Genomic DNA, 26,782 nt, shown 5'->3' on the forward strand with positions numbered 1-26,782 from the left:
GTTCGACGGTGCGACGGTGTGGCTGCTCAGCGGTGAGGCGGCCGGGACGCGGGCGCGCTCGCCGGCCCGCACACCTCACAGGGAACAACGACGGACGCCGATCCGCGCGCTGTCGTCCGCCCGGCCACCCGGGTGCTCCGTCCGGCGCGCGGGGCCGCCCACCGGATGGCAGCGTGGCGGGACCGGGCGGTGCGACGGGCACGGACGGGACGGACGGAGCGGAGGCCATGGCGCGGGCGATCTGGACGGGTGTGATCACCTTCGGGCTGGTCTCGGTGCCCGTGGGTCTGTTCACGGCGACCGAGGACCACACGGTCCACTTCCACCAGTTGCAGCGGGGCACCTCGGACCGGATCCGCAACCGGCGGGTCAACGAGCGCACCGGCAAGGAGGTCGGCGCCGAGGACATCGTCAAGGGCTACGAGGTGAGCGAGGGCGAATACGTCGTCGTGGAGCCCGAGGAACTCGACGAGATCGCGCCGGGCCGCTCCCGCACCCTCGAGATCACCGACTTCGTGGACCTGGACCGGATCGACCCGGTCTACTTCGGCCGCACCTACTACCTCGCCCCGCGCGGCAAGGAGTACCTCAAGGTCTACGAGCTGCTGCGCACCGCGCTCGCGGACACCGGCAAGGCGGGGGTCGCCACCTTCGTCCTGCGCAACCGGCAGTACCTGACCGCGCTGCGCGCCGAGGACAGGGTCCTGCTGCTCCAGACGCTGCACTGGGCCGACGAGGTCCGCGACCCCGTCGAGGAGCTTCCGGAACTGCCGTCCGACCGGGTGGGCCGCGGCAAGGAGCTGGACATGGCGCTGCGGCTCATCGACGCCCTCAGCGGCGACTGGGAACCCGCCCGCTATCGCGACACCTACCAGGACAAGGTCCGCGAGCTGGTCCGGGCCAAGGCCGAGGGCGAGGAGGTCGCCGTCGCCGAGGAGGCGCCCAAGGCCACCGACGTCGTCGACCTGATGGAGGTCCTGCGCGGCAGCCTGGAGCAGGCGAAGGGCGCGGGCACGGGCGGCAAGCGGTCCGCCGGGTCGCGGAAGAAGGCCACCGCGCCCTCCCGCCGGACCCCGCCCGAGCGGGACCGGTTGCGGGAGCTGAGCAAGGCCGAGCTGTACCGGCGGGCCACCGAACAGGACATCGCGGGCCGCTCGAGGATGAGCCGCCAGGAACTCGTCGACGCGCTCACCGACCGCGGCCACGGCCGCGGCAGGGAAAGCGGCAGCCGCGGCCGCCGGAAGAAGACGACGACCGCGGCCTGAGACCCGGGTCCTGCTCAGGTGGTGCTGAGCATGCCTTCGCGCAGTCGGGCGAGGAGTCGGGAGATGAGTCGGGAGACGTGCATCTGGGAGACGCCGAGGCGTTCGCCGATGTCCTTCTGGGTGAGTTCTTCGACGAACCGCCAGTGGATGATCTGCCGGTCGCGGTCGTCGAGTTCGGCGATCATGGGGGCGAGGGCGTGGAAGTCGTCGACCAGGGCGAGGGCGGCGTCGTCGGTGCCGATGAAGTCGGCGAGGGCGGATTCGCCGTCCTCGCTGCCGTTGATGGCCGCGTCCAGGGAGGCGGAGTTGTAGCCGTTGGCCGCGAGTCGGGCCTCGACGACCTCGTCCTCGGGCAGGCTCATGAGTTCCGAGAGTTCCTGGGTGGTGGGGGTGCGGCCGAGGCGGCTGCGCAGTTCCTCGGTGGCGCGGGCGAGCTGGACGCGTGCTTCCTGGAGGCGTCGGGGGACGTGTACGGCCCAGGAGGTGTCGCGGAAGAACCGCTTGATCTCTCCGACGATGTACGGCACGGCGAAGGAGGTGAACTCGACTTCGCGGGTGAGTTCGAACCGGTCGATGGCCTTGATGAGGCCGATCATGCCGACCTGGACGATGTCCTCCATCTCTTCGGGGCCGCGGCTGCGGAAGCGGCCGGCCGCGAAGCGGACCAGGGACATGTTCATCTCGATGAGCGTGTTGCGTGCGTACTGGTGCTCGGGGGTGCCTTCCTCCACCACGGTGAGCTGCTCGAAGAACAGCTTCGACAACTCCCGCGCGTCCCTGGGCGCCACCTTGGACGGGTCCGCGATCTCCGGCATGTCCGTCGTGGCATGGTCGGTGGCTCGCGCGGTCGTCGTCGTCATGATGTGCCCTCCCGGTGGATCGGTCGTCGTTGTCACCTTGTCGGCCGACGACCGATCGCCTACCCCGGGTCAGGCCTCGCACACCTGCCGGAGTACCGCAACTCTTGGCGCGGGGTCCGGACCGGTGCCTCAGACGCCCAGGTAGAAGCGGACCGCGGTGCCCTCGTCGGTCGTGTGAACCCGCACCAGATCGGCGACGTAGTGGACGAGCAGGAGGCCGCGGCCACCGATCTGCCCGTGCTCCGGGGGCCGTCGGCCGGCGAGCGGATCCGTGAGCCGTCCCGCGTCGCGGACCTCGCACACCACCTGCCCCGCCTCGGCCCAGACCGCCACCGTTCCGCTGCCGCCGCCGTGGACCACGCTGTTGGTGGTCAGCTCGGCCACCGCCAGTTCCGCGTCCTGCAGCCGCCGCCCGGACAGTCCGAGCGAGGCGGCCACGCCGACCGCGAAGCGGCGAGCCTCGGGCAGCTCCCCGGGCCCGAAGGCCAGGACGACGGCGTCGGGAGCGCCGCCGAGCGGCTCGTTGTAACGGGCCACGACCGCCGGCCAGTCGTAGCCCTCACTGACCCGCTCACTCCCCTCCGCGATGACCGTCGGGTGGGTGACCAGGGCGTCGGCCAGGACGTCCGCGGCCAGCCGGGTCTCGTCGTACGGGCACAGGATCGTCGCCCGGCGGCCCGCGAAGGCCGCGTTGATCAACGCCTCGTGCTGGGCGCACGCCGGATACTCGGCGGCGCTGCGCCCGGCCCAGACCGGCTCGCCGACGATCCGGACCCGTACCCGCGGGTGCGCGTCGGCGAACGCCCTCAGCACGCCCGGGATGATCCGCCCCGGATTGCGTCCGGCCTCGGTCATGTCCAGGAAGGTGACGTCCCGCGCGTCCGTGCCCAGTCCCGCCCGGACCAGCTCCAGGTTGGGGCCGGGCACGGCCACCGCCACCGGCTCGCCCGCGGCCAGCCCCTCCCGCACGAACGCCGCCGTCCGGTCGGTGTACTCGGCCTGCGAACGGTAGAACAGCGCCGGATGGATGAATGCCTCGTCGGCGGTCGCCGTGCTCATCGTGGCGCCACCTCGATCCGGTGCAGGGACGGCCAGAACAGCTCCAGTACCCGTGGCAGTTGCGGGGGCGGCCGCTCCACCACGACGCGGCCGACGGGCAGGTTCATGGCCGTGACGGCCAGTGCCGCCACCCCGGCCACGTCGACGAACCGCACCGCCGACAGTTCCACGTAGGACACGTCCGTGTGCTGCCGGGACAGCTCGGTCAGGGCGGTCTCCCAGGAGAGTCTGGTGCTCACGTTGATCTCACCACTGGCCCGGATGCCCGGACGGCCGGACAGCGGACCCACGTCCAGCAGGACACCGCCGCCCGTGCGGGCCGGGCCGCCCGCGGCGCCTGTGCCATCCACACTCGATCCCCTTCGGAACTCCGCCGGGCATACGTCGGCTGCCCGGGCACTTCTTCCGGCCAGGCAGCCTATCCCGATCGGGGCGTCGTACGCCGGTGAGGGGACAAACCGGCGACAGTCGGGCGGATCGGGGAACACGGCAGAGTGAGCGCGTCCTCGGAAGGTCGGAAGGGAAGACTGGGCATGTTTGAAGCCGAGAACATTCGTGACTGGCGTGGCCTCGACGTCGTCGACTACGACGGCCGCAAGATCGGGACCCTGGAGTCCATCTACTTCGACACCCTCACCGACCGGCCGGCTTTCGCCACGGTCACGATCGGTCTGCCGACCCGTCGGCGGCTCGTCTTCGTGCCGGTGGACAAGGCCACGGTCGGACCGTCCTACCTCAAGGTCACCTACGACAAATCCCTGGTCAAGGACGCCCCCGGGATCGACCCGGACGGTGAGCTGGCCGCCGAGGACGAGGGCGCGGTCTTCGCCCACTACCACCTGCCCCACGAGCCGGGCAGCCGCGGCGAACGCCGCCTCGGCCGCCGCTGAAGGCCGTGGGGGGTGCTCGGGCCGCGCGGCCCGAGCACCGTCACCGCGGGCTCGGGCGGTCCGGCTACGCGACTTCCGCGCCGCGTGCCGCCGCCTCCGTCTCGGATGTCGCGCTGCCCGTCGCGAGGGTGCCGCCGGCGCTCTCGAGGTGCGCCCGCACGAACCACTGGAACTGCTCCAGGTCCCTGAGCTGACCGATCAGGAGGTCCTCCGTGGCCGGGTCGATCTTGCCGGCCTCCTCGACCGCCGCGCGCATGCCCTCGACCACGCCGGTGTACACGACGTCGAGCGCGCCGAGATGGGCGATGGCGTCCGCCCGTCCGATGGAGTAGTCGTCCCACTTCCGCTCGGCCACCAGCGCCCCGGGCGTGCCCTGGGCCACCCCGCCGAGCGCGGCGATGCGCTCCGCGACGTCGTCGGCCATCTCGCGCACCTGGTCGACCTGGGGGTCGATCATCTCGTGGACCGCGATGAAGTGCGGACCCACGACGTTCCAGTGCACGTGCTTGAGGGTCAGGTGCAGGTCGTTGAGGGCGTGCAGGCGCAGCCGCAGCACACCGATCAGCCGTCCGGCGGCCTCGCGCTCGATGCCGGGGACCGTGTACTTCGGGGTCAGGTCGTGCGTCATGGCGGACCTCAGCTCCTCATGCGTTTCGTACGTCATTGCTCGTGCACGAATGCCCCGTATCGGCTCAGGCAGACATGCGCGGGCGGGGCCGGGATCAGGACGGCGGGGCCGGGAGCGGCATCGCGTCGAGGGCGCGCGCCGCGTGCACCAGGTTGGACGCCATGGCGCGGCCGGTGGAGACCGACCAGTCGTGCCCGCGCTCGTCGTCGAGGAAGTCCGGACCGGGTCCCGGGCCGAGGTGCCAATAGGTCCAGGCCTGGCCGGGAATGGTGTAGCCGATGTCCGCCAGGCCGCCGCCGATCTCGCTGATGACGTGGTGGGCACCGTCCTCGTTCCCGGTGACCAGGACACCGGCGACGCGGTTGTAGGCGACCGGACGGCCCTCGTCGTCGGTCTCACCGAGCATGGCGTCCATGCGTTCCAGGACCCGCTGGGCCACGGAGGAGGGGCGGCCGAGCCAGGTCGGCGACGCGATGACCAGGATCTGCGAGGCCAGCAGCTTCTCGTGCACGCCCGGCCAGTCGTCCCCGTCGCCCATGTCGGTCTCGACCCCCGGTCTGAGGTTCAGGTCGACGGCCCGTACGACGTCCACCTCCGCCCCGTGGCCCTTGAGCGCCGCGACGACCGTGGCGGCCAGCGCCTCGGTGTTCGACGGCTGGGGGGAGGGTTTGAGAGTGCAGTTGATCACGAGTGCGCGCATGCCTACCCGTGTTCCCCGGCGGGCCTGACGCTATCGTCGGCCGTATGGCTGACGAGTGCTTCCGGCATCCGCGGCTCGCCGCGCTCTACGACGTGCTCGAAACCGACCGCGGCGACCTCGTCCCGTATCTGCGCACGGCCGACGAGTTCGGCGCCCGGAGCGTGCTGGACATCGGCTGCGGAACCGGGGTGTTCGCCCTGCTGCTGGCCGACCGCGGCCTCGATGTCGTCGGCGTCGACCCGGCCGGGGCCAGTCTCGACGTGGCGCGAGGCCGCGCGGGCGCCGACCGGGTGCGCTGGATCGAGGGCGACGCCACCTCGCTGCCCGCGCTGCGCGTCGACCTCGCGACCATGACGGCGAACGTCGCCCAGGCGATCACCGGCCGGCCCGCCTGGCAGGGGACGCTGCGCGGCGCGTACGAGGCCCTGCGGCCCGGCGGGCACCTGGTGTTCGAGACCCGGGACCCGGCCCGGCGCGCCTGGGAGGAGTGGACCCGCGAGCGCACCCACCAGGTCGCGGAGGTCCCCGGTACGGGCACCGTCGAGAGCTGGTGCCGGCTGCTGGACGTGAGCGGCCCGCTGGTCACCTTCCGGTGGACCTACGTCTTCGGCGCGGACGGCGCGGTGCTGACCTCCGACTCGACGCTGCGCTTCCGGGAGCGGGACGAGGTCGCGGCCGATCTGGCCGAACAGGGGTACGTGCTACAGGAGGTGCGCGGGGCCCCCGACCGGGCGGGGCGGGAGTTCGTCTTCGTCGCGCGGCGTCCGGAGGAGGAGGGGGCCTGACGTCGCCCGCTCCGGGAGGACCTCCCGGTACCGGCAGCCGACGCCGCCCGCTCACTGCCCGGCCGCCCCCGTGACGCGGCATCCTCCGGGCGGCCATCCTCACCGCATGGCCCGTTTCCAGCACACCGTGACCCTCGCCCCCGTACCCCGCCGCTGGTTCGAGTCGTGCGTCGCCGCGCTGCACGACCTGGCGGAGGGCACGGACGCCGAAGGAGGGCGGCTGACGCTGCCCGACGGACGTCCGCTGCCCGGCCTGGTGCTGGCGGAGGGGCGGCATCCGGGGCCGGGCGCGCGGTACCGGCCCGTGAACGAGAAGGACGGGGAACCGGACGCGGACCAGTGCCTCACCGTCCTCGCCTGGGACCGCCGCGGGGAGACGGCGCTGGAGGTCGTCACCCTCGACGACGACCAGGACCACCCCGCGCGACTGGTCTGTGCCCTCGGGCTCACCAGTGTCGAACGGCCACGGGAGGCGTGGCTGACGGCGACGCTGCACTCGGCCAAAGGCAAGCGGGCGAAGTACCTCGGCGGTACCGGGCGCCTGCGCCTGGACCTCGGCCGGTGGTGGCAGGCGACGAGCCACGGCCGGCACCCTTCCCGCGCTCCCCTGGGCGGGTCCCTGACGCACGCGCTCGTCCGCGTCTCGGTGACCGTCGTTCCCCGCCCCGCCCCGGACGGACGCTGGCGGGTGACCGTTAAGGCACGGGTCAGGGGCCGCTCCTTCGCCCGTCCGCTGCTGCCCCTCGCCGCGGCGGTGCTGGGGCGCCGCGCCCGGCGGGCCGGTGCCGAGGCACTGGAGCGTGCCGCGGTGGCGTGGAACGCACAGGTCCCCGCACTGGTCCGCAAGGACGGCGAGCGACTGAGCGCCGCACTGGCCGACGCGTTGCTCGGTCCCTGAACCGGCGCCGGACGTTCGCCCGCGCGGCAGCGCGCAAAGGGCGCACACGAGAATCGAGTGAGCCCTGTACGCGCCCCCTTCGCGGTACGGACAATCCCAGTGACCGTGATCACCCGGCGGAAGACGCGGTGTCGTCCGGCCGCCGACTCCCGGGAAGCAGGTCGATCGTCATGCTCTTGCGTCAGCCCACCACCGTGACCGAAGCGCAGGAGTGCATGGCGCAGGGCGCGGTGCCCGTCGGCGGGGCCACGCTCGTGTGGGCCACCTGGCAACGCGACGGCTTCCCGGAACTGGCCATGTCGCTGCGCGGACTGCCGGAGGCGACCGCCGTCGAACCCGAGTCGCTGGGCGCGGCCGTGGTGCTGCACCGCATAGACGACCGGGTGCCCGAGGTGCTGCGCCGGGCGGCGGGCTCGGTCGGCACCGGAGCCGTACGCCGGACGGCGACGGTCGGCGGCAACCTCGTCGGCAGCAGCCTGCGCTGCCTGCTGCCCGCGGCCCTCGTGCTGGACGCCCGCGCCACGGTGCTGGGCCCGGACCGCCCCTACGAGACCGATCTGGCCGAGGTGATGGCGAAGCGTCACCTGCTGCTCGGCCTGCGCTGGCGCACGCCGCTGGCCAGCGGCTACCGCAAGGAGCCCGCCGAAGCCGGCGGTCCGCCGCCCCTGGTGGTGGCCACCGCCGTGCACGTCGACGGCGAGGGCGGGCTCCGGCTGCGCGTCGCCGTGCGCGACGGCTACGACGTGCTGAGCGGGACCACCGGATGCGGCACGGACGCCGAGGAGACCTTCGACGCCCTGGGGCAAACGGACATCGGCGCGCTGCCCGCCGGGGCCCGGGACGTGGTGCGCGAGCAGGTCGCCGGCGTCCTGGGCCCCCTCGCCGACCGCTGAACCGGCGGCCGGCTCCGTCCGTCCGCGTCAGCCGTTGGCCAGGGCCTTGACCCGGTCCAGCGCGCCGTTGAACTTGTCGTGGTCCCCGACGGTCGGCCCGGACGAGGTGTACTGCCACATCGTGTGGAAGCCCCAGCCGGCCGGGAGCGTCCCCGCGGTCGAGGCGTACCGGGCGATCCACAGCGGGTTGTCCGCGCCGAAGCCGCTGTAGTTCCCGGTGCACTGCGTCCACCAGTTGGTGGAGGTGTAGATGGCGGCGTGGCGGCCGGTGCGCTGCTTGTACCGGTCCAGGAAGGCCCGGATCCAGCTGACCATCTGACTGTGCGTCCGTCCGTAGCAGGTGGCCCCGTACGGGTTGTACTCGATGTCGAGGACACCCGGCAGCGTCTTGCCGTCCTTGGACCAGGCGCCGCCGTGATCGACGAAGTAGTCGGCCTGGGCGGCGCCGCCCGCGGTGTCCGGGGTCGCGAAGTGGTACGCGCCGCGGATCATCCCGGCGTCGTACGAACCGCCGTACTGCTGGGCGAAGTACGGGTTCCGGTAGGAGGTCCCCTCGGTGGCCTTCACATAGGCCCACTTCACGCCGCTGTTCCAGAGGGTCGACCAGGCGACGTTGCCCTGGTGGCTGGAGACGTCCACCCCCTCGGTCTGGGCGGCGCGGGTGCCGACGGGGCGGCCCTGGACACCTTCGTGGGCGAGGACGCCGGTGCCCATGTGGGCGGTGCCACGAGCGGGCGTCCTGGTGTCGTCGGCGGAGGCCGTGGCCGGTACGGCGGCCAGGGTCAGCAGGAGCGACTGGGCGGCGAGGATGACGCCTGAGGTGAGCAGGCGTGAGTGGCGTTGAGCCACGGCTATGGGTCTGCGCATGGCACCCATCCGAACCGCAGTCGGGCCGCACCGCATCCCACAGTCGCCCAGACGGTGTTGGGGGTGGTCTCAGACCGAGGCCCCGGAGACGGGCACGGCCTGTCCGGTGACCCGTGTGCGCGGATCGCGCGGACCCACCTCGATCAGCAGTTCGCTCGTCCGGCCCATGTCCTCGCCCTGGCGGACGGCGATCCTGGCCGGGCCGGTGACCAGGCCCAGTTCGCGCAGGTACCCGCCGAACGCCGCGGCCGCGGCACCCGTCGCCGGGTCCTCCACGACGCCGCCGACGGGGAACGGGTTGCGGGCGTGGTAGCGCTCGGCCGACTCGCGCCACACCAGGTCCACCGTCGTCCAGCCGTAGCGCCGCATGACCTCGGCGAGCGCGTCGAAGTCGTAGTCGAGGTCGGCCAGCCGGGCCCGGGACGCCGCGGCGAGCACCAGGTGGTCGTTCCCCCCGAACGCCACGTGGGCGGGCAGGGCGGGATCCAGGTCGGCCGCCGTCCAGCCGAGCGCTCCGAGCGCGGCGTCGCGTTCGGCGGGCAGCGCCGGGCGCGAACGCGTCGGCACGCTGGTGAGGGTGGCCCGCACCGCTCCGGTCCCGTCGACCGCGGTGGACACCGGGATCTCACCGGCGGGCGTGTCCAGCACGACCTCGCCGGGACCCAGCCGCTCGGCCAGGGCGACGGCCAGCGCCACCGTCGCGTGCCCGCAGAACGCCACCTCGGCCAGCGGACTGAAGTAGCGGACCCGGAACCGCCGTCGCTCCGGGTCGCCGCCGGTCACGAACGCGGTCTCCGAGTAGCCCACCTCGGCGGCGATCGCGAGCATCGCCGGGTCGTCCAGCCCGGACGCGTCGAGGACCACTCCGGCCGGGTTGCCGCCCGCCGGGTCGTGGGTGAAGGCCGAGTAGCGCAGGATCTCTGTCGTCATGGCGGACACGCTGCCAGCCGCCCGCCGATCGTGTCCAACGATCGTTCGTGATCTCCTCCATCGGCGAACCGCATACCCTGGCTCCGTGGACACCCGACTGCTGACGACCTTCACCGTCCTCGCCCGCACCGGCGGCTTCACCGCAGCCGCGGCCGAACTGCACCTGGCCCAGTCCACCGTCACCGTGCACATCCGCACCCTGGAACGGGACCTCGGCGTGCGGCTCTTCGACCGCCTGCCCACCGGAGCACTGCTCACCGACGCCGGCCGCCGCCTCCTGGAGCGGGCCGAGGAGGTGCTCGACGCCGTGGCGCGGCTGCGGGCCGGGAGTGCGGAGGCCGGCGCCGTGTCGGGGCGGGTGGTGATCGGCAGCCCGGAGTCCCTGTGCGCGAGCCGCCTGCCGGGACTGGTCGCCGCGCTGCGCACGAGCCACCCCGAGGTGGACGTCCACCTGTACGCGGCCGGGACCCGGGAGTGCGTCGAGGGGCTGCGGTCGGGACGCCTCGACCTCGCCCTGCTGCTGGAGGAGGAGACGGAGTTCCCGGACGTGACGTCGGAGCCGGTCGGCCGCGAGCCGCTCGCCCTCGTCGCCGCTCCCGGACACCCGCTGGCCGCCCGGGGGCGGGCGGCTAGCTGGCCGGAACTCGCCGAGGAGAGCTTCTTCCTGCTGGAGGAGGGCTGCTCCTACAGCGACGCGCTGGCCCGCCGGCTGCTCGAGGTGCCGGACACCAGGCCCCGGCTGACCAGGTTCGGCAGCGTCGACGCGGCGCGCAACTGCGTCGCGGCCGGGCTGGGGCTCACGCTGCTGCCGCTCACCACGGTGACGGAGGAACTCCGCCGCGGGCGCCTGGTACGGGTGGAGGGCCCCGGCTTCCCCGCCGCACCGGTACGGCTCGCCCGGCACCGCAGGCGCTGGACGGCACCCGCCGCGCAGGAGGTCGCCCGGGCACTCGTCCGTCATCTGGGCGACTGACCGCCGCTCACCCGGGGCCCGACCCGAGGCGCCGGCCCGGAACACCCGCCCCAGGCAGAACGCCAGTACCACATCGGTGAGTTCGATCGGTGAGATGTCGGGAAAGTTCGCTCCTCGGTGGGGTCTGCGGCCGGTCCGGCGTGCCCGGTCAACCCGCTGACTAGCATGAGCCGCAAGCCCGCCGGAGTGATCACCATTCGCCGGTGGCCCGGCTCCGGCCCGCGGTCGACCCAGGTCGACCGGCCCTTTCCCCGCTCTCAAGGACCCGAGGGACCGCGGAATGTCAGTGTCTGCACCCCCCACCCCGACCCGGACGCAGAAACCTCACCGCTCCACCCCAGCCGTCCCCCTGCTCGTGCTGCCGGCCGCCGCCGCTGCCGCCGGTGCCGCCTGGGCGGCCGCTCCCGAGACCGCCCGGAGCTGGACCGCGACCCTCGCCGTGACGTCCTGGCTGTGCGTCGCCGTCTCCGTCGTCCTCGGCTCCCACCTGGTCGGACGGGCGCGCCGGACCGCGGCGGCCCGGCGGACGGAGATCAGCGCCCTCAAGGCCCAGCTCGCACAGGAGAACGCCGGGCTGGTGCACCTGGTCAACGTCGCGTTACCGGGTATCGCGCAGCAAGTGCGCGACGGCACCGGCGCGGACGAGGCCGTCGCCAACACCGCTCCCTCCTCCGGGCCGCACCTGCGGCAGGTCGTCCAGAGCTTCGCCGTCCTGGTGGAGGACGCGGTGCGGCACGCCGCGGACGCCGAGTCCAGGCGGCAGCAGGCACTGGGGGAAACGCGCCGGGGCGTCGCCGAGCTGGAACACCTCACCAACAGCACCCTGCCCGCCGCCGTGGGGAAACTGCGGGACGGCACCTCGGCGGAGATCGTCCTCGCCGAACTGGACTGGCCGCGGGGAGCACAGGCCCGCGCCTGTGCCGAGCTGTTCGTCCGGGAACTGGCCCACAGCGAGCGGCGTACCGCCGCCGCGCAGGCCGCCTCCGCCAAGTCCCTCAGCCGAGTCCAGGCCAAGGCCGTCAGCATGCTCGCCGACCTGAGGGACATGCAGGATCGTCACGGTGAGGAGGTCCTCGGCGATCTGCTGCGCCTGGACCACAGCACCTCGCAGCTCGGTCTCATCACCGACCGGCTGGCCCTCCTGATGGGCGGCCGCTCCAGCCGGGCCTGGAACAGACCCATCGTGATGGAGAGCATCCTGCGCGGCGCCGTCGGCCGGATCGCCGCCTACCAGCGGGTCCGGATGCACTGCTCCACCGACGCCGCGATCTCCGGCTACGCGGCCGAGGGCGTCATGCACCTGCTGGCCGAACTCATGGACAACGCGGCCAACTTCTCGCCACCCATCGACGAGGTCCACGTCTACGTGGAGGAACGTACCGCCGGAATCGTCGTCACCATCGAGGACAGCGGGCTGAAGATGGCCGACGCCGCCATGCGCCACGCCGAACAGGCGGTGTCGGGGCGGACGAACGACCTGGCCTCGCTCCAGGGCACCCGCCTCGGTCTCGCCGTGGTGGGACGGCTGGCCGCCAAGTACGGCGTCGGCGTGAGCTACCGGCCCTCCTCGCGCGGCGGCACCGGTGTCGTCGTCCTGGTGCCGCCCCAGCTGCTGGCCCAGCAGCGCGACCCCGGGCCCGTCCTGACCGGCCGCACCTTCGGCGGCGGCGCCCCCACCGTCCCGGGCCCCGCCCCGGCCGCGGAGGCCCCGGCGTACACGCGGCGGGTCCCGGACGTCCGGCCGGTGGAGCGGACCGTCCTGCCCGAACAGGCGGTACGCCCCGGTCCCGCGACCGCCACGCCGGGCGGTCTGCCCATGCGCTCCCCGGGCCGCACGATGGCCGAGGCGGAGGCCGAGCGGGAACGCCGCGACCACCACCGGCCGCCCGTCGACCCGGCGGCGTCCGCCTCCCGCGACGCCGGGGCCAGCTTCGGCGCCTTCCACCGCGGGCGCCGGTCCGGGGCGGCCGGCGGGGCGTCGGAGTCCGAACCGCCCGCCCCGGGCTAGGAGGCGGGCAGGACCGCGCCCCAACGCACAGCACCCGCACCGCACCCGCAAGCACGCCCCCCGGCGCGCACCGGCGCCCCTCGCCCCACCGCTCGTGTCGCTCGTGAGATTGGAGGAACGGGCCGGTGACCGCAACACCAGGAACCACCGTCCCCGCACCCAACATGCAGACCACCGACAACAGCCTCACCTGGCTCCTGCAGAACCTCCTGGACCGCACCCCCGGTACCCGCCACGCCCTCGTCCTCTCCCGCGACGGCCTCAGGCTCTGCTGGACCGAACACCTCACCCTGGACCGCGCCGACCAGCTCGCCGCGATCTGCTCGGGCATCCAGGCCCTCGCCCAGGGCGCCTCCGTCGAGTTCGGCAACGGCACCGGCGGCGTGCGGCACTCCATGACCGAGTTCCACGGCGGGCTGCTGTTCATCGTGGAGGCGGGCGAGGGCGCGCACCTGGCCGTCGTCGCGGTGGAGGACGCCGACCCCGGCGTGGTCGGCCACCAGATGACCGAGCTGGTCGAGCAGATCGGTGAACACCTGAGGGCCGAGCCGCGCCACGCCGTCCCCGGGGGCAGCTCCTCGTGACGCGCAGGCCCGTGGACACCGGCGCACCCGACCGGCTCTACACGGTCACGGGCGGGCGCAGCCGTGCCGACGACTCCTTCGACCTCGTCACCCTGGTCGTCGCCGAGTGCGGGCCGTCGGCCGGCATGCAGTCGGAGCACGTCCGCATCCTCGACCTGTGCCGGCACCCCACGGCCGTGGTGGAACTCGCCGCCGAACTGGCCCTGCCGATCACGGTGGTGCGCATCCTGCTCGGCGACCTGCTCGCCACCGGAAGCATCACCGCGCGCCACCCGCGCCTGGGGCAGACCGCCGCGTCCCACCCCGATACCGCCCTTCTCCAGGAGGTGCTCCATGGGCTCCGCAACCTCTGACCCGGCCGCCTCCGGCTCCACCACGACCTCCGGCCGCAAGCCCCTGACCGACGCCGCGGAGACCGGGCTGAAGATCGTCGTCGTGGGCGGCTTCGGAGTCGGCAAGACCACCCTCGTCCGCTCCGTCAGCGAGATCCGGCCGCTCAACACCGAAGAGGTCATGACCCAGGCCGGGGTCGGCGTCGACGAGACCGGCGGGGTCACGTCGAAGACCACCACCACCGTGGCCTTCGACTTCGGCCGGATCAGCCTCAACGAACGCATGGTGCTGTACCTGTTCGGCGCCCCGGGCCAGGAACGCTTCTGGTTCCTGTGGGACCGGCTGTTCTCCGGCACCCTCGGCGCGGTCGTCCTGGTCGACACCCGCCGGATGGACGACTCCTGGTACGCGATAGACCGGCTGGAACACCACCGCACCCCGTTCGTGGTGGCCGTCAACCGCTTCGACGACGACACCGCCCGGCACTCCCTGGACGAGATCCGGCTGGCCCTCGCGCTGCCCGACCACGTGCCGCTGATCGACTGCGACGCGCGGGTGCGGACCTCCGGCAAGCACGTGCTGGTCAGCCTCGTGGACCACCTCTACCAACTGGCCCTGGCCCAGGAGAGCGCATCGTGACCGACATCGACCCGTCACCCCACCCCGTCGCCGCACCGGGCTGCCCCGCCCACCCGGACGCCGTGCCGTTGGCCGGACTGGAGTACCAGCAGACGCCGTCGGAGCTGTACCGAGGTCTGCGGGCCGAACACGGCGCCGTCGCGCCGGTGCTCCTGGACGGTGGCATCCCCGCCTGGCTGGTCCTCGGCTACCCCGAGGTCAGCTATGTGACCAGTCACGACGAGCTGTTCGCCCGGGACTCGCGCCGCTGGAACCAGTGGGGCAGCATCCCGCCCGACTGGCCCCTGCTGCCCTACGTCGGCCACCAGCCGTCCGTCCTGTTCACCGAGGGCGAGGAGCACCGGCGGCGGGCCGGCGTCATCACCCAGGCACTGGCCGGCATCGACCAGTTCGAACTGGCCCGGGACTGCAGGCACCTCGCCGACCGGCTCATCGCCGCCTTCGCCGGAAGCGGCCGGGCCGAGCTGATGAGCGGCTACGCGCACCCCCTGCCGATGCTCGCCGCCGTCCGGATGTGCGGGATGCCGCACACCGGCGCCGACACCCAGCAGCTCGTCGAGGACCTGCGCATCTCCCTGGACGCGGCCGAGGGCGACGACCCGGTCGCCGCCTACACACGCGTGGGCGAGCGCATCCACCAACTGGTCCGCCACAAGCGCGAGCGTCCGGGCCCCGACGTCACCTCCCGCATGCTCACCCACCCGGCGGGACTGACCGACGAGGAGATCGTCCAGGACCTCATCTCCGTCATCGCCGCCGCCCAGCAGCCCACCGCCAACTGGATCGGCAACACGCTGCGCCTGCTGCTCACCGACGAGCGCTTCGCCCTGAACGTCTCCGGCGGCCGCCTCAGCGTGGGGGAGGCCCTCAACGAGGTGCTGTGGCTGGACACGCCCACGCAGAACTTCATCGGACGCTGGGCCGTCAACGACACCCAGCTGGGCGGTCGGCACATCCGGGCCGGCGACTGCCTCGTGCTCGGCTTCGCCGCGGCCAACACCGATCCGCAGCTGTGGCCCGAGGCCCACGTCGGCGCCGAGAACTCCGCACACCTGTCGTTCAGCAACGGGGAACACCGGTGCCCGTACCCGGCACCCCTGCTCGCCGACGTCGTCGCCCGCACCGCGGTCGAGACGCTGCTGGAGCGCCTTCCCGACCTCGTACTCGCGGTCGAGCCCGAGGAGTTGACCTGGCGTCCGTCCATCTGGATGCGCGGCCTGACCGCCCTGCCCGCGCTCTTCACCCCCGTGGTGGCCTGAGCACCGGCGCGCGGTACCTCAGGCCACGGGTGTGAAGCGGACCGGCAGCGACTGCGGGCCCCGGGTGAACACGCCCTGCTCCACCACCTCGAAGCCGTCCTCGGTCCGCAGGCCGGGCAGCGCGTCCAGGAGCTGCCCGACCCCGATCTCTACCTCCGCCTTCGCCAGCAGGGCGCCGACGCAGAAGTGCCGGCCGAGCGCGAAGGCGAGGTGGTCGGCGGCGGCCGAGAAGGCGGTCGTCGTGGTCAGGTCGTCGCGCATGATGTCGAAGCGGTCCGGGTCCCGGTAGCGGCTCTCGTCCCGGTTGGCCGCCCCTATCAGGCAGGTGACGGTGGCACCGGCGGGTATCGTGCCGCCGCTGAGCGTGACGTCGGTCGCCGTCTGACGCATAATCATGTGGACCGGCGGGGTGTAGCGCAGCGTCTCGGCGAAGGCGCGGGGGATCAGGCTCCGGTCCTCGCGCACGGCCGCCAACTGCTCCGGATGGGCCAGCAGGTTGGCGAAGATGCCGGCGATCGCCTTGTCGGTGGTCTCGCCGCCAGCCGCGAGCAGCAGACTGCAGAACGCCTTGATGTCCTCGTCGCTCATCCGGACGCCGTCCACCTCGGCGGCGCACAGCGTGGACAGCAGGTCGTCGCCCGGGTTCTCGCGACGCTCCCGGATGACCGGGAACATGTACTCGGCGAACTCCGTCCGGGTGCGCGCACCGGCCGCCGCGACCTCCTGGTCGCCGGAGAGGTTGCCGAGGAAGGCGATGACCGACGTGTACCAGCCGTGGAAGCGGTCGTGGTCGGCCTTGTCCAGGCCCAGCATGTCCGCGATGACGTTGACGGGGAACCGGGTCGCGTAGTCGGCGACCAGGTCGGCGCGCCCGGTGTGCCGGAACGCGTCGATCAGCTCACGGGAGTTGCGCTCGATGACCGGCAGGAACCGTTCCTGGAGGTCGGCCCCGCGGAAGGCCGGGGCGACCAGGGCGCGCCGGACCGCGTGCTCCCGGCCGCTCAGCTGGAGGATCGTCCGGCCGTGCACGGGCTCGATCTGCCAGTCGTAGTTCTCCGTCGTGAACTGACCGGCGCGGTCCTTGAAGACGCGTTCCACGTCCTCGTAGCGCGAGACGATCCAGCTCTGGGTGGCCTCGTGCCGGATGAGCGGAGCGCTGTCCCGCATCGTCCGGTAGGCCGGGTACGGGTTCGCCGCGAACTCGGGGGAGAGGATGTCGGGGACCTGCTGCGCGGTGGACATGGGACTCCTCGGTCGACAACGCCATTGCCGCACCAGGCTATTGACGAGGCGCCGGCTCCGACAGACCGCGCGGCGGGGCGGTTGCCGCCGGGTCAGGCCTCGCCGTCCACCGAGGCGCGCAGCCGTGCGCCGGCCATCCGCATGTGCTCGGCCATCGCCCGGTCCGCGGCCTCCGGATCACGGGCCCGGATGGCCTGGAGCACCGCGTCGTGCTCGCACAACGTGCCGCTGACGGTGCCCTCGATGTCGCTGACGCGCTCCATCCAGACCTGGAGCAGCGCCCGGATGCTGTGCAGGATGTCGCTGAGCACGGTGTTGCGGGCGATGCGGGCCGTCTCCAGGTGGAAGGCGATGTCGGCGTCGATGAACGCCGTGACGTCCCCGCCCGCGTCGCGCATGTGCTGGAGGTGCTCCTCCAGCCTGGCCACGTCCGCGTCGGTGGCCCGCTCCGCCGCGAGCCGGGCCGACACGCCCTCCATGTGGGTGCGGACCTCGACCAGGTCCTGCGTGCGCCGCTGGCCCAGCATCAGGCCCCAGTTGATCGCCCGGGGCAGGAACTCCGAGGTGCCCTCGCGCACGTACGACCCCGAGCCGGGGCGGATCTCGATGATCCCGAGCACGTCCAGGGCCGACAGGGCACCGCGCACGCTGGACCGCGCCACGCCCAGGGCCTCGGCCAGCTGCCGCTCGGCGGGCAGCCGGGTGCCGGGCCGGATGTCCCCGGCCGAGAGGTGGTCGAGGAGCCGCTTGGCGACCTCGCTGACGGACGACTCGCGCACCACGGGGCGCAGCAGCCGTGCGAGGTCGGGCGCGCCGGCGGAGCTGTGCTGATCAGGCTGACTGGTCACGGTCACCAGTCAACCAGATGCCGTGCGCACCCCGCTGACCAGGCAGTTCATCCCCCTCTCGGTGGCAGTTTGTCAAGAGTTGGGTCCGCGGTGGATCTATGACTCTCACCACACTGGTAAATTGGTGACCAATTTGCATCGGAGGCTTAGCGTGAAGGCGAACCGGTCGGCCGCCCCCGTGGCGGACCACCCGGAGTGACCCAACCCGGACGGAGCTGTCCGGGCGAGCCGAGGAGTCGCCCATGGGTGCCCAAGCGCCATCCGCGGCAGTCGAGAGAACTGCCATCAAGAAGGTCTCAGTCCGCCTCGTGCCGTTCGTGGCGCTGATGTTCTTCGTGAACTACCTGGACCGCACGGCCGTCTCGTTCGCCGAACCGAACGGCATGGGACAGGACCTCGCCCTGACCGCCGCCCAGTTCGGCTTCGCGTCCGGGATCTTCTTCCTCGGCTACATCGTGCTCGAGGTCCCCAGCAACATGGCCCTGCACCGCTTCGGGGCCCGCCGCTGGCTGGCCAGGATCATGGTGACCTGGGGGATCGTCTCCCTCCTGTTCACCTGGGTCAGCAGCAGCGGCGAGCTCTACACGCTGCGCTTCCTGCTCGGCGTCGCCGAGGCCGGGTTCTTCCCCGGCGCGATCCTCTTCCTGAGCCAGTGGGTGCCCTCCCGCCACCGCACCAAGATCCTCGGCCTGTTCTACCTCGCCCAGCCGCTGACCACCGTCTTCGGCGCCCCGCTGGCGGGCTGGCTGATCGGCCGGCACGGGCTCTTCGGCCTGGAGGGCTGGCGGGTGATGTTCCTGTTCGTCTCGCTGCCCGCGATCGTCCTGGGTGTCGTCGCCTGGTTCTACCTGATCGACAAGCCCGCCGACGCCAAGTGGCTCACCCCCGCCGAGCGCGACTGGCTGACCACCGAACTGGCCGCCGAGAACGCCCAGAAGACCGGCCACGAGAGCAAGCACGCCAAGGGCGACCTCAGGAAGGCCTTCGGCAGCGGACGGGTCTGGACCCTCGCCGCCGTCTACTTCGGCTTCGTCTACGGCCTGTACGCCCTCGCCTTCTTCCTGCCGACGATCATCAACGGCTTCCAGGACCAGTACGACACCACGTTCAGCGTCATGGACAAGGCCTGGATCACCGCCATCCCGTACCTGCCCGCCGCGGTCGTCCTCTTCTTCTGGACCCGGCACGCCACCCGTCACGGCACCCGCACCTGGCACGTGGCAGGCCCGGCCGTAGTCGGCGGCGTGTCCATCCCCCTCGCGCTCTACATGGGTTCCCCGACCGCCACCGTCGCGGTGATCACCGTGACCGCCTGCGCCATCTTCGCCGCGCTGCCCGTCTTCTGGTCGGTGCCCTCCCGCTTCCTGACCGGAGCCGCCGCCGCGGCCGGCATCGCCCTGATCAACACCGCGGGCAACGTCGCCGGATTCGCCTCCAGCTACATCACCGGCTGGCTCAAGGACTGGAGCGGCGCCTACTACGTACCGCTCTACCTCGTCGGCTTCTTCATGCTGCTGTCCGCCGTGCTGATGATCCTGCTCGCCGCCCGCGACCGCACCGGCGAGCCCGCCACCGCCCCCGAACCCCAGGCCGAGGAGGCCCTGCGATGACCCGCCTGTTCAACGACCCGGCCGCCTTCGCCGACGAGGCGCTGGAGGGCTTCACCGCCGCGCACCGGCGCTGGGTCCGGCCGGTCACCGGCGGAGTCGTCCGGGCCACCGCCACCCCGGCCGGCCAGGTCGCCGTGGTGATCGGCGGCGGCTCCGGCCACTACCCCGCGTTCTCCGGCCTGGTCGGCCGCGGTCTGGCACACGGCGCTGCCGTCGGGAACGTCTTCGCCTCGCCCTCCGCCCGGCAGATCCACTCCGTGGCCACCGCCGCGCACGGGGGCGGGGGAGTCCTGCTGATGTACGGCAACTACGCCGGTGACGTCCTGCACTTCGGACAGGCCGCCGAGCGGCTCGCCGCCGACGGCGTCGAGACCCGCACGTTCGCCGTCGCCGACGACATCTCCAGCGCGGGCCCCGACGAATCCGCCAAGCGCCGTGGCATAGCCGGTGACCTGCCCGTCTTCAAGGCGGCGGCCGCCGCGGCCGAGCAGGGCCTGCCCCTGGAGGAGGTGCTGCGGGTCGCCGAACGGGCGGGTGCCCGCACCCGTTCCTTCGGGATCGCCTTCTCCGGCTGCACCCTGCCCGGCGCCGACCATCCCCTGTTCACCGTGCCCGAGGCCCGGATGGCCGTGGGCCTCGGTATCCACGGCGAGCCCGGCATCGGCGAGGAGGCCCTGCCCACCGCCGACGAGGCGGCCCGGCTGCTGGTCGACACCCTGCTGAAGGAGCTGCCCGAGGACGTCGCCGACCCGGCGGGACAGCGTGCCGCGGTGATCCTCAACGGCCTCGGCTCGGTCAAGTACGAGGAGCTGTTCGTCGTCTACCGCGAGGTCGCGGCCCTCCTCGGCGACGCCGGTGTGGAGATCGTCGATCCCGAGGTCGGCGAACTGGTCACCAGCTTCGACATGGCCGGCATCTCGCTGACGCTGACCTGGCTGGACGACCGGCTGGAGGAGTTGTGGCGGGCCCCGGCCGACACACCGGCCTACCGCAAGGGCGCCCTCGGCGGCCCGGAGCCCGACCAGGACCGGGCGGCCGCGACCGCCGCTGCCGAGGACACCGCCGTATCCGACGCGGCCGCCTCCGGCATCACGGCCGTACCCGCCGCCTCGGACGCCTCCCGCCGGGCCGCCGACACCGTCCTGGCCGCCCTGGACGCGGTGGCCCGGGTCGTCGACGCCCACGCCGACGAACTCGGCCGTATCGACGCCGTGGCCGGTGACGGCGACCACGGCATCGGCATGCAACGCGGCTCCACGGCCGCCCACCGGGCCGCCGCCGACGCCCACGGGCTCGGCGGGGGTGCCGGAACCGTCCTCACCCGCGCCGCCGACGCCTGGGCCGACAAGGCGGGCGGCACCTCCGGCGCGCTGTGGGGCACGATCCTGCGCGCCCTCGGCACGGCCCTCGGTGACCGGGACGCCCCCGACGCCGCCCGCGTCGCCGAAGGGGTCACCGAGGCCTCCGCCGCCGTACGCAGGCTGGGCGGGGCCGAGGTCGGCGACAAGACCATGGTCGACGTCCTGGTCCCCTTCGCCGACGCGCTGGCCGCCGCCACGGCCGAGGGCCTGCCCCTCGCCGAGGCCTGGGACCGCGCCGCCACCGCCGCCACCGCGGCCGCCGCCGGCACCGCCGACCTGCTGCCCCGCCGGGGCCGGGCCCGCCCGCACGCCGAGAAGTCCCTCGGCACCCCCGACGCGGGCGCCCACTCCCTCGCCCTGATCACCCGCGCCGTCCACGGCGCACTGCTCGACCACCACTGAGGAAAGCCGCCATGACCGACAAGCTCCGCATCGTCGTCGGCTCCGACGACGCCGGCCACCAGTACAAGGAAGCCCTCAAGCAGGACCTGCGCGGCAGCGCCCTGGTCGCCGAGGTCACCGACGTCGGCGTCGACGCCGACGGCCACACCGCCTACCCCAAGGTGGCCATCGCCGCCGCCGAGATGGTCGCCCGGGGCGAGGCCGACCGCGCCCTGCTGGTGTGCGGCACGGGCCTCGGCGTCGCCATCGCCGCCAACAAGGTCAGGGGCATCCGGGCCGTCACCGCGCACGACTCCTTCTCCGTCGAGCGGGCGGTCCTGTCCAACAACGCCCAGGTCCTCACCTTCGGCCAGCGCGTCGTGGGCCTCGAACTGGCCCGCCGCCTCGCCGCCGAATGGCTCACCTACCGCTTCGACGAGAGCTCGGCGTCGGCCGCCAAGGTCCAGCTGATGAGCGACTACGAGACCGCCGACGACGCCGGTGCGGCGAGCGGGAGCGCGGCCGACGGCGGGGCGGCCGCCTGATGCCCGCCCCCGCACCGTCCCCCGTGCTGCTGGGGGTGAGCCTCAAGATGTACTTCGGCCACCACCAGACGCTCAACTGGTCCCGCGGGATCGCGGCCCTGGCCGAACGGCACCCCGCCGTCACCTCCGGCGCCGCCCGCCTCTTCGTCCTGCCCACCTTCCCGGCCCTGGTCCCCGCCACCGGCATCCTCGCCCCCTACGGCGTGGCGCTGGGCGCCCAGGACATCGCCACCGAGGACAGCGGCCCCTACACCGGCGAGGTCGGCGGCCCGGTCCTCAAGGAGATCGGCTGCCGCTACGCCGAGGTCGGCCACGCCGAGCGCCGCCGCCTGTACGGCGAGGGCGACACCGTCGTCGCCGCCAAGACCGCCGCCGCCCTGCGCAACGGCCTCACCCCCGTCCTGTGCGTCGGCGAACGCGACGCGGCCGACCCGGCCGACGCAGCCTCCCGCACGGTCGCCGAGGCGGAACGGCTGCTCGGCGGCCTTTCGGGCGCGGTCGTCCTCGCCTACGAGCCGCAGTGGGCCATCGGCGCCCCCGAGCCCGCCTCCGCCGACCACATCGCCACCGTCTGCACCGCCCTGCGCGGCTGGCTCGACTCCCACCCCCGGCACGCCGGTTCCACCGTCATCTACGGCGGCAGCGCGGGCCCCGGCCTGCTGACCCGCCTGGCCGGCACCGCCGAGGGCCTGTTCCTCGGCCGCTTCGCCCACGACCCGGCCAACGTCGAGGCGATCCTCGACGAGATCCGGTCCCCGGCCACCACCTCGGCGGCGGTGGCGTGATGGCGTACGGCATCAGCACCTACGCCTACTTCTGGCGTCTCTCGGCCCGCGCCCCCCAGCCGATGGGCCTGCCGGACATGCTCCGCGACACGGCGGAGCTGGGCGGCCAGGTCTTCCAGATCTGCGACTACGCGCCGATCGAGTCCTACGACCGCGCGCGGCTCGCCGACCTCCGCGACACCGCCGCCGACCTCGGCCTGACCCTCGAACTCGGCACCCGCGGCATCCGTCCCGACCACCTGCTCACGTACCTCGACCTGGCGGGCGAGCTGGGCGTGACCCTGGTGCGCTCCATGCTCAACACGGCCGACCACCGCCCGGACACCGCCGAGGCCGTGACCCTCCTGAAGGAGGCCGTGCCCCGCTATGCCGCCGCGGGCGTCACCCTCGGCCTGGAGACCTACGAGCAGGTCGCCACCGACGACCTGGTGAGCGTCGTACGCGCCGTCGACGACCCGCACCTCGGCATCGTCCTCGACCCCGGCAACAGCGTCGCCCGGCTGGAACGCCCCGCCGACGTGGTGGTCGCCACCGCGCCGTACGTGGTCAACATCCACGTCAAGGACTTCGCCTTCACCCGCCGCGACGGCTGGGTCGGCTTCACCTACGCGGGCTGCCCGCTCGGCGAGGGCCTCCTGGACTACGACGCCATGATCGCCGCAGTGGGTCCGGGGGACCGCGGCATCAACCAGATCGTGGAGCACTGGCTCCCATGGCAGGACGAGGGCTACGACGCCACCGCCCGGCTCGAACACCAGTGGACGCAGCACAGCATCAACACCCTCCTGAGGAGCAAGTAATGGCCACCGAGATCCAGACCCGCGCCGACGTGCAGACCGTCGCCGTCATCGGGGCCGCCGGCAAGATGGGCCAGCGTGTCTCCAACAACCTGGTCGACAGCGACTTCCGGGTCCTCTTCAGCGAGGCGTCGCCCAAGGGGCAGGAGCTGATCCGCGACCTCGGCCGCGAACTGACCGAGTCCGCCGCCGCCGCGGCCGAGGCGGACGTCGTCGTCCTCGCCGTGCCCGACGTGGTCCTCGGCAAGGTCTCCGAGGAACTCGTGCCGCTCATGAAGCCGGGCACCGTCGTCCTCACCCTCGACCCGGCCGCCGCCTACGCCGGTCTGCTCTTCGCCCGCGAGGACATCCACTACGCCTGCGCCCACCCCTGCCACCCCTCGGTGTTCCTGGAGCGCACCACCAAGGAGGAGTGGCAGGACACCTTCGGCGGCATCGCCGCCCCGCAGGAGGTCGTCGCCGCCTACGAGGGCGGGGACGCGGCCAAGCAGGAACTCGCCGACTCCGTCATCCGCGTCATGTACGCCCCGGTCGTCGACGTCCACTGGGTCACCGTGAAGCAGCTCGCCGTGCTGGAGCCGACCCTCGTCGAGACCATCGCCTGCATGGTCGGCGCCCTGCTGACCGAGGCCCTGCACGAGACCGTCCACACCGTCGGCGTCCCCGAGAAGGCGGCCCGCGCGATGCTGCTCGGCCACACCCAGGTCGCCCTCGCCAACACCCTGAAGGGCTCCAACCCCTTCTCGGACGCCTGCCTGATCGCCATGGACTACGGCCGTGAGTCCATCGTGCGCGAGGACTGGAAGAAGGTCTTCGACGACGAGGAGCTGGACAAGGTCATCACACGCATGCTGAAGATCAAGGAGATCAAGCGCTGACCCAAAGCTACGGGCGACGCCGGAGACCCGCACGGGCCTCCGGCGTCGCCGCGTGCGCTCAGGAGCGGGTGCTGGTGTCGAACTCGCCCCGTACGTCGAGCAGTTCGGACAGGTCCGAGCCCACCGCCAACTCGCACGGGGCCGTACCCCGCCGGAACAGCCGGGCGTCGCGCTCGCCGCCGAGCACCGCCCGGTCGCCCTCGACCCGCAGCCAGGAACCCTCCCGCAGGCCCAGCACGGGCACGTCGTTCTCCTCCAGGAACTCCCGCAGTCGCTCCTCGCGGGTCTCGCCCTTGTGCGTCGAGCCGGGGTCCGGGTCCAGGTAGTGCGGGTTGATCTGGAACGGCACCAGGCCCAGCGTCTCGAAGGACGGCGGCTCGACGATCGGCATGTCGTTGGTGGTGCGCAGCGAGGGCGCCGCCATGTTGGTCCCGGCGCTGGCCCCCATGTACGGCAGACCGCCGCGCACGGCCTTGGTCAGCGCCTCCCGCAGCCCCGTCCGGTACAGCGCGGAGAGCAGCCGGAAGGAGTTGCCGCCGCCCACGAACACGGCGTCCGCCTCGTCGAGCCGGGCGAGCGGGTCGCCGCCCTCGTGCACGCCCCGCACGTCGATCCCGGCGTCGGCGAGCGCGCCCCGGACCCGCGCGGTGTAGGTGTCGTGGTCGGCCAGCGCGTACGGGACGAAGGCCAGCCGGGCACCGGCGGGCAGGAAGCCGGTCACGGTGTCGAGGGCGTGTTCCAGGTAGCCGCGGCCGTGCTGGGTGGAGTTGGACAGGAGCAGGAGGTTCACGGGTTCTTCCTCGTCGACGGGGTGGATCGGTGGTGCGTCAGGACGTACTACGGGGCGCGCGCGGGCGCCGGTGGTGCTGGGGCGGGTGGGTCAGGCGCTGCTCCAGCAGCCGGGCGGCGCGGCGCAGCACCTCCAGCCGGTCCTCGGGCCCCTCGGGGAAGCGCTCCTTGGCGGCGCCGAGGCTGAGGCTGCCGTAGGGCTCCGAGCCGAGGAACACCGGCATGGCGACCGTGCCGATGCCGGCGTCGTACTCGCCGACCGTCCACGCGTAGCCCTGAGCGCGGACGGTGCGGAACTCGCGCTCCAGCTGATCGGGGTCGGTGACCGTGCGCTCGGTGAAGCGCGCCATCGGACGCCCGCGGAAGAGCCGGTGGCGCTGCTCGTCGGGCAGGAAGGCGTAGAAGGACTTGCTGGTGGCGCCCGCGTGCGCCGGGTACAGCTCGCCGACCAGCGGGTAGTAGCGCAGCGGCCCCTCCTCGCCCTCGACGGCCGCGACACAGCGCATGTGGAAGCTGTCGGGCAGGCAGAAGAGCACCGTGTCGCCGGTCGCCGCCCGCAACTCCTGCAGCACCGGTTCCGCGAGCAGCTCCAGGGAGCCCGAACGCTCCCACAGGCGGCCCAGGCGCAGGGCGGCCGGGCCGATCCGGTAGCGGCGGGTCGCGGGGTCGGAGACCAGGAAACCGCGGCCCGCGAGGGTGGACAGCAGCCGCTGGGCGACCGAGGTGTCCCAGCCGAACTCGGCGGCGATCTCGGTGACGCCCCAGTCCGGGCGGGTGCGCTCGAACGCCAGCAGTACCAGCAGGGCGCGGTCGACGGTCTGCAGCGCCCCGGCCGGCGTCCTGCGGTCCACGGGTTCAACCGGGCGACCGGCCATGACGGCTCCTCTCAGCCACTTCTCACCCTCGCATCTCACCATGCAGACCCGTATTGCAGATAACGGGAAACAGTTGCGGACAACGCTAGTCCATCCCGAACCTGCTGGGAGCACCGCCCCCGGTGCGGATCAGGAGAACTGCCCATGTTGAAGTACGTCCTGGACCTCGTGGATCTGCTCGACGATCCCGACGTCGACGGCAAGCGCGTCGCCGCCCACCTCGACTCCGTGGCGGGCCCCGAGGGCTCCGGCGCCGAGGTCACCACCGTCACCGGCGAACGCGGCTCGACGGACTTCGTGCTCGTACGGATACCGGGCCGGGCCGGCCGTACCCGTGGCGGTTCCGCGCGGACGCTCGGCGTGGTGGGGCGGCTCGGCGGCGTCGGGGCGCGCCCGGAGGCCGTCGGCCTGGTCTCCGACGCGGACGGCGCCGTCGCGGCGCTCGCCACCGCCGCCAAGCTGCTCGACATGCGGCGCCGGGGCGACGTGCTCGACGGCGACGTGATCGTGGCCACGCACATCTGCCCGGACGCCCCGACCGCACCGCACGACCCGGTGCCCTTCATGGACTCGCCCGTCGACATCGCGACCATGAACCGGCACGAGGTCACCGGTGAGATGGAGGCCGTGCTCTCCGTCGACACCACCAAGGGCAACCGCATCATCAACCACAAGGGCCTCGCCCTGTCGCCCACCGTCAAGGAGGGCTGGGTGCTCAGGGTGAGCGAGCGGCTCGGCGAGCTGCTGGCCGTGGTGACCGGTGAGCCCTTGGTCACGTACCCCGTGACCACCCAGGACATCACCCCGTACGGTAACGGTGTACACCACATCAATTCGATCCTGCAGCCCGCCACGGCGACGGCCGCACCGGTGGTCGGTCTCGCGATCACCTCCGCGGCGGCGGTGCCCGGCTGCCAGACGGGCGCCAGCCACGAGACCGACATCGCGGCAGCCGCCCGGTTCGCCGTCGAGACCGCGAAGGCCTACGGCGGCGGACAGCTCGACTTCCACGACGACCAGGAGTTCGACGCCCTCGTGTCCCGCTACGGCTCGCTGACCCGGCTGCAGACCCTCGGCCGCGAACCCGGGGGGTCGTGATC

29 protein-coding genes are annotated in these 26,782 nt (G+C 72.8%); 18 read left to right on the forward strand and 11 right to left on the reverse strand.

Translation table 11 applies throughout. The features are described from left to right. Positions 1-227 precede the first annotated feature (227 nt). Complete coding sequence (ku, locus tag Sru02f_RS17045) at positions 228-1,265, forward strand: non-homologous end joining protein Ku (protein WP_109030870.1); 1,038 nt, start codon at positions 228-230, stop codon at positions 1,263-1,265. A gap of 14 nt (positions 1,266-1,279) precedes the next feature. On the opposite strand, the gene Sru02f_RS17050 is transcribed toward ku, so the two are convergent. The 3 genes from Sru02f_RS17050 to Sru02f_RS17060 form a co-directional block, all read right to left on the reverse strand. Further along, on the reverse strand, positions 1,280-2,125 hold the full coding sequence (locus Sru02f_RS17050) for an RNA polymerase sigma factor SigF (protein WP_109030871.1): 846 nt from the start codon (positions 2,123-2,125) through the stop codon (positions 1,280-1,282). 129 nt (positions 2,126-2,254) lie between these two features. Next, positions 2,255-3,184 (reverse strand): anti-sigma factor RsbA family regulatory protein, encoded by a 930-nt coding sequence (locus Sru02f_RS17055; RefSeq protein WP_109030872.1) that lies wholly within the window; start codon positions 3,182-3,184, stop codon positions 2,255-2,257. Beyond that, positions 3,181-3,534, reverse strand: coding sequence for an STAS domain-containing protein (locus Sru02f_RS17060; RefSeq protein ID WP_109030873.1), 354 nt, complete (start codon positions 3,532-3,534; stop codon positions 3,181-3,183). The genes Sru02f_RS17055 and Sru02f_RS17060 overlap by 4 nt, the downstream gene beginning before the upstream one ends. A gap of 183 nt (positions 3,535-3,717) precedes the next feature. Between Sru02f_RS17060 and Sru02f_RS17065 the strand changes: the two genes are divergently transcribed. Then, positions 3,718-4,074, forward strand: a complete 357-nt coding sequence (locus Sru02f_RS17065) for a PRC-barrel domain-containing protein (protein ID WP_003978264.1) — start codon at positions 3,718-3,720, stop codon at positions 4,072-4,074. Between the two features lie 64 nt (positions 4,075-4,138). Here Sru02f_RS17065 and Sru02f_RS17070 read toward each other — a convergent pair whose 3' ends face one another. After that, the gene (locus Sru02f_RS17070; protein WP_087804625.1) at positions 4,139-4,702 is read right to left on the reverse strand and encodes a Dps family protein; all 564 of its coding nucleotides are present in this window, start codon (positions 4,700-4,702) and stop codon (positions 4,139-4,141) included. A 94-nt stretch (positions 4,703-4,796) separates the two neighbouring features. After that, entirely contained in the window at positions 4,797-5,402 is a 606-nt protein-coding gene (locus Sru02f_RS17075; RefSeq protein WP_164278530.1) for a flavodoxin family protein, read from the reverse strand. A 44-nt stretch (positions 5,403-5,446) separates the two neighbouring features. On the opposite strand from Sru02f_RS17075, the gene Sru02f_RS17080 reads away from it, so the two are divergent. The 3 genes from Sru02f_RS17080 to Sru02f_RS17090 all read left to right on the forward strand — a co-directional run bounded on the left by Sru02f_RS17080 (position 5,447) and on the right by Sru02f_RS17090 (position 7,978). Continuing rightward, complete coding sequence (locus tag Sru02f_RS17080; protein ID WP_109030874.1) at positions 5,447-6,187, forward strand: class I SAM-dependent methyltransferase; 741 nt, start codon at positions 5,447-5,449, stop codon at positions 6,185-6,187. 106 nt (positions 6,188-6,293) lie between these two features. Further along, positions 6,294-7,085 (forward strand): hypothetical protein, encoded by a 792-nt coding sequence (locus tag Sru02f_RS17085; protein WP_244941770.1) that lies wholly within the window; start codon positions 6,294-6,296, stop codon positions 7,083-7,085. Positions 7,086-7,255: 170 nt separating this feature from the next. After that, on the forward strand, positions 7,256-7,978 hold the full coding sequence (locus tag Sru02f_RS17090) for an FAD binding domain-containing protein (protein ID WP_109030876.1): 723 nt from the start codon (positions 7,256-7,258) through the stop codon (positions 7,976-7,978). A gap of 27 nt (positions 7,979-8,005) precedes the next feature. On the opposite strand, the gene Sru02f_RS17095 is transcribed toward Sru02f_RS17090, so the two are convergent. Next, entirely contained in the window at positions 8,006-8,845 is an 840-nt protein-coding gene (locus Sru02f_RS17095) for a lysozyme (protein ID WP_109030877.1), read from the reverse strand. A 69-nt stretch (positions 8,846-8,914) separates the two neighbouring features. Continuing rightward, on the reverse strand, positions 8,915-9,775 hold the full coding sequence (locus Sru02f_RS17100) for a PhzF family phenazine biosynthesis isomerase (RefSeq protein WP_174855036.1): 861 nt from the start codon (positions 9,773-9,775) through the stop codon (positions 8,915-8,917). 85 nt (positions 9,776-9,860) lie between these two features. Between Sru02f_RS17100 and Sru02f_RS17105 the strand changes: the two genes are divergently transcribed. The 6 genes from Sru02f_RS17105 (at position 9,861) to Sru02f_RS17130 (ending at position 15,571) form a co-directional block, all read left to right on the forward strand. Beyond that, positions 9,861-10,748, forward strand: a complete 888-nt coding sequence (locus Sru02f_RS17105; protein WP_109030879.1) for a LysR family transcriptional regulator — start codon at positions 9,861-9,863, stop codon at positions 10,746-10,748. Between the two features lie 280 nt (positions 10,749-11,028). Beyond that, entirely contained in the window at positions 11,029-12,756 is a 1,728-nt protein-coding gene (locus tag Sru02f_RS17110) for a sensor histidine kinase (RefSeq protein ID WP_109030880.1), read from the forward strand. A 164-nt stretch (positions 12,757-12,920) separates the two neighbouring features. Next, positions 12,921-13,340, forward strand: coding sequence for a roadblock/LC7 domain-containing protein (locus Sru02f_RS17115; RefSeq protein WP_003978274.1), 420 nt, complete (start codon positions 12,921-12,923; stop codon positions 13,338-13,340). Then, positions 13,337-13,693, forward strand: coding sequence for a DUF742 domain-containing protein (locus Sru02f_RS17120; protein ID WP_003978275.1), 357 nt, complete (start codon positions 13,337-13,339; stop codon positions 13,691-13,693). The genes Sru02f_RS17115 and Sru02f_RS17120 overlap by 4 nt, the downstream gene beginning before the upstream one ends. Next, on the forward strand, positions 13,674-14,312 hold the full coding sequence (locus Sru02f_RS17125; RefSeq protein WP_109030882.1) for a GTP-binding protein: 639 nt from the start codon (positions 13,674-13,676) through the stop codon (positions 14,310-14,312). The genes Sru02f_RS17120 and Sru02f_RS17125 overlap by 20 nt, the downstream gene beginning before the upstream one ends. Then, entirely contained in the window at positions 14,309-15,571 is a 1,263-nt protein-coding gene (locus Sru02f_RS17130; protein ID WP_109030883.1) for a cytochrome P450, read from the forward strand. Before Sru02f_RS17125 ends, Sru02f_RS17130 begins: the two co-directional genes overlap by 4 nt. A gap of 18 nt (positions 15,572-15,589) precedes the next feature. Here Sru02f_RS17130 and Sru02f_RS17135 read toward each other — a convergent pair whose 3' ends face one another. Together Sru02f_RS17135 and Sru02f_RS17140 are read right to left on the reverse strand one after the other, a co-directional pair. Next, positions 15,590-16,813: a cytochrome P450 gene (locus Sru02f_RS17135; protein WP_109030884.1), complete on the reverse strand. Its 1,224-nt coding sequence runs from the start codon at positions 16,811-16,813 to the stop codon at positions 15,590-15,592. Positions 16,814-16,905: 92 nt separating this feature from the next. Next, the gene (locus tag Sru02f_RS17140; protein WP_109030885.1) at positions 16,906-17,667 is read right to left on the reverse strand and encodes a FadR/GntR family transcriptional regulator; all 762 of its coding nucleotides are present in this window, start codon (positions 17,665-17,667) and stop codon (positions 16,906-16,908) included. Positions 17,668-17,903: 236 nt separating this feature from the next. On the opposite strand from Sru02f_RS17140, the gene Sru02f_RS17145 reads away from it, so the two are divergent. From Sru02f_RS17145 to Sru02f_RS17170, 6 genes are read left to right on the forward strand one after another with little or no spacing between them, the layout of a single operon-like run. Continuing rightward, positions 17,904-19,271, forward strand: a complete 1,368-nt coding sequence (locus tag Sru02f_RS17145) for an MFS transporter (protein WP_109030886.1) — start codon at positions 17,904-17,906, stop codon at positions 19,269-19,271. Further along, on the forward strand, positions 19,268-21,034 hold the full coding sequence (locus tag Sru02f_RS17150; RefSeq protein ID WP_109030887.1) for a dihydroxyacetone kinase family protein: 1,767 nt from the start codon (positions 19,268-19,270) through the stop codon (positions 21,032-21,034). The genes Sru02f_RS17145 and Sru02f_RS17150 overlap by 4 nt, the downstream gene beginning before the upstream one ends. Positions 21,035-21,045: 11 nt before the next feature. Next, positions 21,046-21,558 carry a ribose-5-phosphate isomerase gene (locus tag Sru02f_RS17155; RefSeq protein WP_109030888.1) on the forward strand — a complete coding sequence of 171 codons (513 nt, stop codon included), beginning with the start codon at positions 21,046-21,048 and terminating at the stop codon, positions 21,556-21,558. Further along, positions 21,558-22,343 (forward strand): triose-phosphate isomerase family protein, encoded by a 786-nt coding sequence (locus Sru02f_RS17160; RefSeq protein ID WP_109030889.1) that lies wholly within the window; start codon positions 21,558-21,560, stop codon positions 22,341-22,343. Before Sru02f_RS17155 ends, Sru02f_RS17160 begins: the two co-directional genes overlap by 1 nt. Then, on the forward strand, positions 22,343-23,143 hold the full coding sequence (locus Sru02f_RS17165; protein ID WP_109030890.1) for a sugar phosphate isomerase/epimerase family protein: 801 nt from the start codon (positions 22,343-22,345) through the stop codon (positions 23,141-23,143). The genes Sru02f_RS17160 and Sru02f_RS17165 overlap by 1 nt, the downstream gene beginning before the upstream one ends. Next, positions 23,143-24,018 carry a phosphogluconate dehydrogenase C-terminal domain-containing protein gene (locus Sru02f_RS17170; protein WP_109030891.1) on the forward strand — a complete coding sequence of 292 codons (876 nt, stop codon included), beginning with the start codon at positions 23,143-23,145 and terminating at the stop codon, positions 24,016-24,018. Before Sru02f_RS17165 ends, Sru02f_RS17170 begins: the two co-directional genes overlap by 1 nt. A gap of 58 nt (positions 24,019-24,076) precedes the next feature. Here the strand turns inward: Sru02f_RS17170 and pepE are convergent, their stop codons facing one another. Both pepE and Sru02f_RS17180 read right to left on the reverse strand, forming a co-directional pair. Next, positions 24,077-24,808 carry a dipeptidase PepE gene (gene pepE / locus Sru02f_RS17175; RefSeq protein ID WP_109030892.1) on the reverse strand — a complete coding sequence of 244 codons (732 nt, stop codon included), beginning with the start codon at positions 24,806-24,808 and terminating at the stop codon, positions 24,077-24,079. Between the two features lie 37 nt (positions 24,809-24,845). Continuing rightward, on the reverse strand, positions 24,846-25,682 hold the full coding sequence (locus Sru02f_RS17180; RefSeq protein ID WP_109030893.1) for an IclR family transcriptional regulator: 837 nt from the start codon (positions 25,680-25,682) through the stop codon (positions 24,846-24,848). A 144-nt stretch (positions 25,683-25,826) separates the two neighbouring features. Between Sru02f_RS17180 and Sru02f_RS17185 the strand changes: the two genes are divergently transcribed. Continuing rightward, positions 25,827-26,780 (forward strand): DUF1177 domain-containing protein, encoded by a 954-nt coding sequence (locus Sru02f_RS17185; protein ID WP_109030894.1) that lies wholly within the window; start codon positions 25,827-25,829, stop codon positions 26,778-26,780. The last annotated feature ends 2 nt before the right edge of the window (positions 26,781-26,782 follow it).

Origin of the sequence: Streptomyces rubrogriseus (assembly GCF_027947575.1) — a bacterium.
GTDB classification, from domain to species: domain Bacteria; phylum Actinomycetota; class Actinomycetes; order Streptomycetales; family Streptomycetaceae; genus Streptomyces; species Streptomyces rubrogriseus.

Excerpts from the sequence above, each read along its gene's own strand:
- Sru02f_RS17125 (WP_109030882.1), top strand. The coding sequence starts at position 13,674 with ATGGGCTCCGCAACCTCTGACCCGGCCGCCTCCGGCTCCACCACGACC.
- Sru02f_RS17050 (WP_109030871.1), bottom strand. The coding sequence starts at position 2,125 with ATGACGACGACGACCGCGCGAGCCACCGACCATGCCACGACGGACATG.
- Sru02f_RS17185 (WP_109030894.1), top strand. The coding sequence starts at position 25,827 with ATGTTGAAGTACGTCCTGGACCTCGTGGATCTGCTCGACGATCCCGAC.
- Sru02f_RS17085 (WP_244941770.1), top strand. The coding sequence starts at position 6,294 with ATGGCCCGTTTCCAGCACACCGTGACCCTCGCCCCCGTACCCCGCCGC.
- Sru02f_RS17150 (WP_109030887.1), top strand. The coding sequence starts at position 19,268 with ATGACCCGCCTGTTCAACGACCCGGCCGCCTTCGCCGACGAGGCGCTG.
- Sru02f_RS17170 (WP_109030891.1), top strand. The coding sequence starts at position 23,143 with ATGGCCACCGAGATCCAGACCCGCGCCGACGTGCAGACCGTCGCCGTC.
- Sru02f_RS17080 (WP_109030874.1), top strand. The coding sequence starts at position 5,447 with ATGGCTGACGAGTGCTTCCGGCATCCGCGGCTCGCCGCGCTCTACGAC.
- Sru02f_RS17165 (WP_109030890.1), top strand. The coding sequence starts at position 22,343 with ATGGCGTACGGCATCAGCACCTACGCCTACTTCTGGCGTCTCTCGGCC.
- Sru02f_RS17100 (WP_174855036.1), bottom strand. The coding sequence starts at position 9,775 with ATGACGACAGAGATCCTGCGCTACTCGGCCTTCACCCACGACCCGGCG.
- Sru02f_RS17090 (WP_109030876.1), top strand. The coding sequence starts at position 7,256 with ATGCTCTTGCGTCAGCCCACCACCGTGACCGAAGCGCAGGAGTGCATG.
- Sru02f_RS17160 (WP_109030889.1), top strand. The coding sequence starts at position 21,558 with ATGCCCGCCCCCGCACCGTCCCCCGTGCTGCTGGGGGTGAGCCTCAAG.
- Sru02f_RS17075 (WP_164278530.1), bottom strand. The coding sequence starts at position 5,402 with ATGCGCGCACTCGTGATCAACTGCACTCTCAAACCCTCCCCCCAGCCG.
- Sru02f_RS17115 (WP_003978274.1), top strand. The coding sequence starts at position 12,921 with ATGCAGACCACCGACAACAGCCTCACCTGGCTCCTGCAGAACCTCCTG.
- Sru02f_RS17145 (WP_109030886.1), top strand. The coding sequence starts at position 17,904 with ATGGGTGCCCAAGCGCCATCCGCGGCAGTCGAGAGAACTGCCATCAAG.
- Sru02f_RS17095 (WP_109030877.1), bottom strand. The coding sequence starts at position 8,845 with ATGCGCAGACCCATAGCCGTGGCTCAACGCCACTCACGCCTGCTCACC.
- Sru02f_RS17135 (WP_109030884.1), bottom strand. The coding sequence starts at position 16,813 with ATGTCCACCGCGCAGCAGGTCCCCGACATCCTCTCCCCCGAGTTCGCG.
- Sru02f_RS17065 (WP_003978264.1), top strand. The coding sequence starts at position 3,718 with ATGTTTGAAGCCGAGAACATTCGTGACTGGCGTGGCCTCGACGTCGTC.
- Sru02f_RS17070 (WP_087804625.1), bottom strand. The coding sequence starts at position 4,702 with ATGACGCACGACCTGACCCCGAAGTACACGGTCCCCGGCATCGAGCGC.
- Sru02f_RS17110 (WP_109030880.1), top strand. The coding sequence starts at position 11,029 with ATGTCAGTGTCTGCACCCCCCACCCCGACCCGGACGCAGAAACCTCAC.
- Sru02f_RS17155 (WP_109030888.1), top strand. The coding sequence starts at position 21,046 with ATGACCGACAAGCTCCGCATCGTCGTCGGCTCCGACGACGCCGGCCAC.
- ku (WP_109030870.1), top strand. The coding sequence starts at position 228 with ATGGCGCGGGCGATCTGGACGGGTGTGATCACCTTCGGGCTGGTCTCG.
- Sru02f_RS17055 (WP_109030872.1), bottom strand. The coding sequence starts at position 3,184 with ATGAGCACGGCGACCGCCGACGAGGCATTCATCCATCCGGCGCTGTTC.
- Sru02f_RS17180 (WP_109030893.1), bottom strand. The coding sequence starts at position 25,682 with ATGGCCGGTCGCCCGGTTGAACCCGTGGACCGCAGGACGCCGGCCGGG.